The organism is Priestia sp. Y58 (genome assembly GCF_029522095.1).
Lineage (GTDB): Bacteria > Bacillota > Bacilli > Bacillales > Bacillaceae_H > Priestia > Priestia megaterium_E.
This window is the reverse complement of record NZ_JAKWFL010000010.1, coordinates 142,299-149,616: the sequence shown is the minus strand read 5'-3', so window position 1 is coordinate 149,616 and position 7,318 is coordinate 142,299. Positions and strand designations below refer to the sequence as shown.

Genomic DNA, 7,318 nt, shown 5'->3' with positions numbered 1-7,318 from the left:
TGCAACCGACAGACTCGTTACCAAGAATGCCGTTTCGGATGGAGATCATCTTTGCGTCTAGATGAGTAGCATTAGCTACACTGTAAGAAAGCGACTTCTTGTCGCACCATAAGTTTGATTATAGGAACTAATTAAAATTTTTTTCGTAGAAAATTTAAGTTTATTTTCTCTTAAAAACAGTGTTTTTTGATGAGTTCTGTAAATATTTTTCTAACCAGTTTATATTCGTATCTGTGTCAAAATGTATATATTATAAAGGAAAGAATAAAAAATTAAATAATTTAACCTAGAACACGTTTGCTCTTTTTATTTTATTATCACTCTATAAAATATACCTAAATTATGTAACTCCTTAATCACTTTAAATATTTATGTGAAATATCAATGGTTGTTATACTATAATTCTAACATTTGCACTATGAGTTAAATTATGTAGGATTAAACAAGTTGGTATGTGCCGTATTTTAATAGAGGATATTCATCAATGTTATTAAATACAGGCTTTAAATCAGCTACCATAGCCACCCATTCTGTATTATCATCCTTTGCGATAATTCCTTCCTGTAAGACTACTAAATTTTCCCTACAGGCTTTTCTTATTATTTTGGAAAGTTTGGGCTCGGTTACAGCAATGGCATAATCACAGCCTGTTCGCATTAACTCTGTCATCAAGCAGAAAACACTTTGCATAAAATATTTCGTACCTTGATATGCTTCTTTCAAAGCAAACGCAACTATTTCAATGGTTACTTTTCCAATATTATTAATTTTTTCTACGTTCTCTCTAAATGAATAAACCTTTTCTATACTGCCTACTGCTGGGTTATACAAACTTAAAGCAAATGATCCAAATACTTCACCGTTTTCTGTAAACATAATATATCGATAAATTGTATTTTGCTTGTAGTCTGAATCAGCGAATTTCCAAACATTATCAAATACTTCTAAGTACAGCTCATTTTCTTTATCAGTAGTAACTTTTCGATACATTTAAACAGACCTCATTTTTTGTGCATTTTTTGTCTATTGATTTCTTTTCTTAATGCCAACTCTTTTATTTTCTTTTCTAGCTTTCTTTCAATGGGGTGCCATAAAATAACTCCTACTCCCACAAATAATAAAATGGCAATCAGAAAGATATCAACTTTTCTTGTTGTGTAATAGTTATAAATAGCTAAGCTTATATGCGGAACATATCCAGTTATCCCTGCAATAGCTGCAGTAACTTTAAATTGAACATTGGATTTCATCCAGTATCTTGCATAAAACATATAAAATGTTGCTATCCAAGCGATAACTTCAGAAGCAGCTAATATCCACCACTTGTATAATAATAACAGTTCAATAGTCATAATTACCTTTCTTTCTTTTTGTCTATTATACTATTTATCTCATGTTTATTATAATATTTTACCAATTTTTAAAGAAAAAGAATTTATTAAAATTGGAAGGGATAAAAGTTCTAATAATCATATGGGCTTTAATTAAATTGACGTTGGTTGCATCAAAAGGTGCTAATTAATCTGTGGGTCTCCTTTAAACCTTGTGGACACTGGTAATGGTAGTCCGACCAACACGCGTGATTAATATGAAAAAGCAAAGTAGAATTAACTGAAAAAGTATTAACCATCAGATGTTATTTAAGATACAATAATAGAACCCTTAATTCAATCCAAAATATGGAATATAGAAATTTATCTGTTGTCCCGCATTAAGTCCATTAATATTGAACAGAATGAGCTTAAAGAATCAGAGGCACTTAGAAAACGAAATTATTTTTGATCAGTATACAGGAATTCTGGAAAGTAAAATGCTAATATGTAATACTTTTTATCTATAAACGTGTATTTATTCAGATTGTGTTAGGGAATAATTTATAGTGATTTTATCCTACATTTATATTAAAATGGAATATGATACATTTTTTTCTATATTACCAGGTTTAAAGGACTGGATTTCTTTTTTTATAAGAAGATATAGTGATTTGTTTTTATATAAATATGGTTGTCCTATTATTCTACTCTATAACAAGTATGTTTTATTCTATTGGTTATTCAGTGTTAAGGAAAGCTAGAGAAGCACCACAAAAAAACGTTTTTATAAGATCTCATAGTCTTCAAACTACATATGTCATAGCCATTATGCTAATTTTATAACTTCAAACTAATATTCTTAATAAGTAGTTCTTTATAATAAATCAATTATTCCCAACCGTTCACGGAGATTTTTTGATACCTTTTTGTAGTAAAAGCGCTCGAAATTTTTGATAGTATCTTGTTTAACATTTTCACTTACTTTTACTCTTACTTCTTTAATGCCTGCTACCTTAACATGCATTAGTTCTCTTAATACATATGCTTCAATAAAAACATTTTCCTATGAACTTTCATGTTAGTTTCCAACAACTATAACTGTCATGTTTTTTTATCCTCTTTTAGTGTTTTTCTTCATCCTATCACTCTACATTGAAAAAAAAATTAGTGAAAATTTCTTTTAAACTAAATTACCTTATGAAAAACATAAAACTTAAAAATAAAGGATGCTGATTAAATAATGAAACCCATAAAAGCAAAAAAGCACTACTTAAATGGACTATACTTCGAAGTAAAAGGAACTGGCGAACCAATAATTTTCATTCACGGAATTGGTTCAAGTCACTCAATGTTTAAACCTCAAGTAGACTTTTTTTCATTAACGAATCAAACTATCACAGTTGATCTAAAGGGAAACGGAAAATCAGAATCTGTTCCTACATCTAAATATTTAACCGTTCACTTTGAATCTTTATTAGAAGTATACAATTTTTTAGAAATTGAAAAGGCAGTTGTGGTAGGAGTATCTTACGGAGGAATCGTTGCACAAAATTTTACGATTGAACATTCTGATAAGGTCAAAAGGCTCGTTTTAATTGATACATATGCACAATTGTTTCCAAGATCTTTGCCTGAAGTTCGCTTAGCGATATTTGGTGCACTTATTTTATTTGCCTCATGGCTTCCTTCAAAACTAGTCTTACCATTTTTTTCTCGTTGGAAGAAATGGGACCTAGCACATAAGCAGTTAGAAGAAGTATTCCGGAATTGGCGCGCAAAAGATGTATCACGTCAACTAATAGAGGTATTCGGTATGGACTTACTTGAAAAAGTAGGAAACCTTAATATTCCTGTTTTAGCTATTGTCGGGGATGCTATGGATACAGTAGTACAGAAAGCAAAAGAAATTGAAGCACATATCCCAAATTGTAATTTGCGTATTATTAAAAATTCAGCAGACCCGACTAATCTATGTCAACCTGATGAAGTCAATAATGAAATTTTCACCTTTATAACAGAAGATAGAGAAGACAAACTCATTCAACAAATCTTTAAAGAAAAGGATATGCAAGGTCCAGCGACAGAAGTTATTCAATAATCGAATTAACTTGTTTAGGAGATACCTTATCAAAAAAGAGGAAGGAGTATTGGAATGGAAAAAGATAATTTTTTAATACGATTAATTGCTGATACGACTTTTTACATCATCGCACAATAGATTTTTCTGTAATCTCCATGCTCCTAAAATAAATTCAAAAAATGTCTTTTTTATTAGCTTTCCTATTATTACATCAAAAGCGTCCGTAAATGTATATATATTTCAGAAAACGTTCATAATTCATCTTCAAGCTTAAACGGACGATAAAGACGATAGATTCCTTATATAAAATCAAAGTCCGTAAATGTATACCTTTACGGATGCTGATTTTCAATCTGCTTTCAAATATTAAAGCAATAAAGTCTGTTTTTTACAGGTTGTTAACATTTTTTAAAGAAAGATAGCATAACCAAAACTGCCCCCCCAGCAGCCTCGGCTATCCCCTCCTACCTTCCTCCTCTAATTATTATAAGCCTTCATCTGCTCATTGTACTCATATTGAACCATTTCAAAGTCATAGCCCCATCCGCTTAATGCGTTTTCCATTTGCGTTTGTTTCACTTCACTATCAACCGCTACGTTCTTCAACTGATTATAAGCTGACGTTTGCTGCTGCACCTCATAGTCTTGCATTTGATAATCGTCTTTCCACCTTTGCTCTGCATTTGATTTAATTGTACTAGCTACATTGCTTGGATCAAGATCGAGAACAGGATTATGAAAATTGCCTGATGATGTGGTTTCTTTTTTAGGTTCTTCTTTTACCGGCTCTTCTTTAGCAGGTGCAGGTGTTTCTTTCGCTTTAGCCAGTGCTTTTTCAGCTTCTGCTTTTGCCTCCTCTGCTTTTGCATTGGCCGTTTTCACTTCATCTTTGGCTTTCGCGACTTGATTGTTAGCTTCCTTTAATTGTTTTGTTAACTCAGTTACCTTAGCATTCGCACTATTTAATTTATCCCCCGTTTCTTTTAAGTCACCTTTCGTTTCTTTTAAGCTGCTTTCACTTTTAGCTAACTTACTTTCAAGTGCTTCCGAATCCTTTTTACTAGCTTCTTTTTTATCTTTTGATGTAGACTCTGCTTTCTTCAGCTTTGTTTTGCTATCCGCTAGCTTAGCTTGAGCGTCTTTAAGAGCAGACTTTGTCTGTTCAAGGGAAGACTCTACCTTCTCTAGTCTTGCTTCGCTTTTATCTAGTTTTTCTTGAACCTCTAATTTTTGTGACCTCACTTCTTTTACTGATTCTGGCGCAAGCCCAAAGCTGATAATTAGAGCAGTAAAGATAAGAGCAATACATGCGACAGGTACTAGTGCCCATGCCCACCACTTACTAAATAACGTTTTAAAGAACCCTTTTTGCTCCTGTTGTCTCGACATTCTCTTTCCCCCATTATTCGATTTAATCAATACGCACTTCTAAGCTATTTAACTTACTTGCCAGTTCGTTATCTTTTTCATTTGTGATTTGAGAATAAGTCTGATAAGAACCGGAAGGATTTACGTAAGTATTCATATCTTTAACAGCCGTATAAGCGGCAAGAGCGGCAATATATTCATCTTTAAACTTAGCCGGAGGATTCTTTAATTCATCCATTGTCTGGTCTAACGAAGTCATGGTAGCTTCTACCGTAGCTAAGTCTCCATTTGTATCATAAGATGCCATTTGAGCAGCTAATGCCATGTTAAAATCTGTATAGCTTTGACCATCGATCGTAGCTCCATCATTCCATATAGCCGCATGCCAAACCTCTGTATAACCATTAATGATGTCTTCCATCATTGAGCCAGCAGCTACCATTTGGTCATAGGCTGAGGACAAATTCTCTTTATATTTTTGCTCGGCCTTTTTCTTTTGCTCTGCTGCTACGCGTTCTTGGTGATTATGATAAGCACCAATTGAAGCAAACGCTGCAATAATGAGCACAAATGTCAAAACAATAAGCATCATTTTTCTTTTCTTTTTTTTCTTTTTCTCTGTCTTCATGTGCTAAATTACTCACATTCATTCCCCCTCTTAACAACATCATATTACGATTGGAATATTTTTAACTCACAATATAAAAAAAGAAGCAGGGAACTTTCCCTGCTTCTTCTCACTTTCTTATATGTTTTTAGTAGTCATCTGCATTACAGATTGAATGTTAACGATATAGCATGAAGAGTGTTCCAAATATTAGAGGCTTGCCGACCCCCCATAAGCTTATGCATAAGAACTAACATATTTAATTCTTCAATTCATTTATCTCAGGGAACTTTTTTATTTGTTCAGGTAACGCACATTATGGTAACTAAAAGGCGAAAAAGCTACCTTTGGGGAAGATAGCTTTTTCTACTGATAAATAAATTAGGTTGTAAGTGGAGTCCTAAAAGACTTCTTAAGTAGTTTGCTCATTATATAAGTTTTTATCAAAGTTATTTTATTACTCAATTGGACCAAGCATCTGTTGGGCCATATCTTTATACTCTTGCATCCCAGAGCTTTTAGCAAACTCAGCAACCGTAATCGCCTGTGTTGTTGATAACTCTATTATATGCTCTTTCATAAGGGGCCACGCTTTCCCACCTGCTTTCTCATATGCAGTAATAGCTTTTTCCAATCCAACTTCTCCAGTGAATAAATAGTGAGCAAGGAAATCACGAGATACATCTGTAACAGCTACTTCGGTCCAATCTATTAAGCCAGTGACCTCTGCTTGGTGATTAATCAAAATATGCCCCGGATGGATATCACCATGGCTAAGACCGGTATAGTTTGGCCACATATCATCATTAGCTACCCAGGCCTCCCAACGATTTAACAGATTATTACGCACCTCATATTCATCTTTTACTTTTTGCATTTTTTCTTTCATTAACTCTCTTGCTTCAGTTGCCGTATAAATCTTAATACCAGCCTTCTCTACTACGTTTGTTGGCAGTTGATGTAACTCTGCTAACATGCGCCCGAATGATTCGTAATATGTGGACGGCATATTTTCTGTATCTAAAACCCACTCGTAATCTTGAATTTTAGGATTAATGGTACCCACAGGCACTCCGTCTAATGCTTTATAAGCAATGAGTTCATCGGTGAAAATTTCCCAATCGGGTGCTTGAATAGTTGCATATCGATTTACAACATCCAAAACCATCTTTTCTTGATTGGCTTTTGCCATAGAGTCTGGTCTGCGCGGGATTCGTAAAATCCATTTTTGTCCCTGCTCATCCTCTACATGAGCAACTTGAAAGTCTAAGCCTGATTCATTCAATTTTATTGTTTTTTCGATTACATTTAGGCCTTTTCTTTTCGCTAATTCTTTAATTTTTAGTTTATTCATCTTAATTATCCCCCTATAAATGTTCAAGTTTTTTTCACTTTGTTCGTTGCCCTTTTATTCTCTACAGCTCTTCTTCTCACAACTAATGTTATTAATTAATAGCTATTTATCAGTATAGATCAACAGTTAGAAACACAAAAAAAGCTGCAGAAATCTCTGTCTGCAGCTTAAAGTAAACAAGTATCAACGTCCATGTACTCCGTAATACCTTGAAGAAACCATAACAGTGGATTGTTCAAGGAAAATGAGTACATTTTTAGGTATAACAAAAGAAAGATAGATGAACCCACCTTTTCTTATGTCACACATTGCTATGTCCGTTGAAGATTATTAAAAATGGACAGACTAATCCTGTTTACTCTGCAAGTATTAAAACAGAGCCTTTGAACATATTAAATTAATTGTTCAAAGTACGGATACGCAATCTAATTGAAGCAGTCATTTTTAATAATCCTCCTTATTGTAGAATGCTTTCATTTTATAACATAAAATTATTATTTTCAATTCCCCGATAAAAGTCTATTTTACTTATCTAAAAGGTCTATTGCTAGAAGTAAGGTTAGCACGAGAATTAACATATTAAGTGATACTTATCA

General features: G+C 33.2%; 6 protein-coding genes. 1 reads left to right on the top strand and 5 read right to left on the bottom strand.

Going from position 1 to position 7,318, the window contains the following annotated elements:
* Window positions 1-438 precede the first annotated feature (438 nt).
* Together MMB68_RS23785 and MMB68_RS23780 are read right to left on the bottom strand one after the other, a co-directional pair.
* Window positions 439-990: an N-acyl amino acid synthase FeeM domain-containing protein gene (locus MMB68_RS23785; protein ID WP_264408282.1), complete on the bottom strand. Its 552-nt coding sequence runs from the start codon at window positions 988-990 to the stop codon at window positions 439-441.
* Between the two features lie 11 nt (window positions 991-1,001).
* Window positions 1,002-1,352: a hypothetical protein gene (locus MMB68_RS23780; RefSeq protein WP_277549428.1), complete on the bottom strand. Its 351-nt coding sequence runs from the start codon at window positions 1,350-1,352 to the stop codon at window positions 1,002-1,004.
* A 1,201-nt stretch (window positions 1,353-2,553) separates the two neighbouring features.
* Here MMB68_RS23780 and MMB68_RS23775 point away from each other — a divergent pair.
* Window positions 2,554-3,411 (top strand): alpha/beta fold hydrolase, encoded by an 858-nt coding sequence (locus MMB68_RS23775; RefSeq protein ID WP_264408286.1) that lies wholly within the window; start codon window positions 2,554-2,556, stop codon window positions 3,409-3,411.
* A 459-nt stretch (window positions 3,412-3,870) separates the two neighbouring features.
* Here MMB68_RS23775 and MMB68_RS23770 read toward each other — a convergent pair whose 3' ends face one another.
* From MMB68_RS23770 to MMB68_RS23760, 3 genes are all read right to left on the bottom strand, one after another.
* Entirely contained in the window at window positions 3,871-4,782 is a 912-nt protein-coding gene (locus tag MMB68_RS23770) for a coiled-coil domain-containing protein (RefSeq protein ID WP_277549427.1), read from the bottom strand.
* Window positions 4,783-4,804: 22 nt separating this feature from the next.
* Window positions 4,805-5,389: a hypothetical protein gene (locus MMB68_RS23765; protein WP_277549426.1), complete on the bottom strand. Its 585-nt coding sequence runs from the start codon at window positions 5,387-5,389 to the stop codon at window positions 4,805-4,807.
* A 436-nt stretch (window positions 5,390-5,825) separates the two neighbouring features.
* Entirely contained in the window at window positions 5,826-6,722 is an 897-nt protein-coding gene (locus tag MMB68_RS23760; RefSeq protein ID WP_277549425.1) for a macrolide 2'-phosphotransferase, read from the bottom strand.
* Window positions 6,723-7,318: the final 596 nt, after the last annotated feature.

Excerpts from the sequence above, each read along its gene's own strand:
- MMB68_RS23785 (WP_264408282.1), bottom strand. The coding sequence starts at position 990 with ATGTATCGAAAAGTTACTACTGATAAAGAAAATGAGCTGTACTTAGAA.
- MMB68_RS23780 (WP_277549428.1), bottom strand. The coding sequence starts at position 1,352 with ATGACTATTGAACTGTTATTATTATACAAGTGGTGGATATTAGCTGCT.
- MMB68_RS23775 (WP_264408286.1), top strand. The coding sequence starts at position 2,554 with ATGAAACCCATAAAAGCAAAAAAGCACTACTTAAATGGACTATACTTC.
- MMB68_RS23770 (WP_277549427.1), bottom strand. The coding sequence starts at position 4,782 with ATGTCGAGACAACAGGAGCAAAAAGGGTTCTTTAAAACGTTATTTAGT.
- MMB68_RS23765 (WP_277549426.1), bottom strand. The coding sequence starts at position 5,389 with ATGAAGACAGAGAAAAAGAAAAAAAAGAAAAGAAAAATGATGCTTATT.
- MMB68_RS23760 (WP_277549425.1), bottom strand. The coding sequence starts at position 6,722 with ATGAATAAACTAAAAATTAAAGAATTAGCGAAAAGAAAAGGCCTAAAT.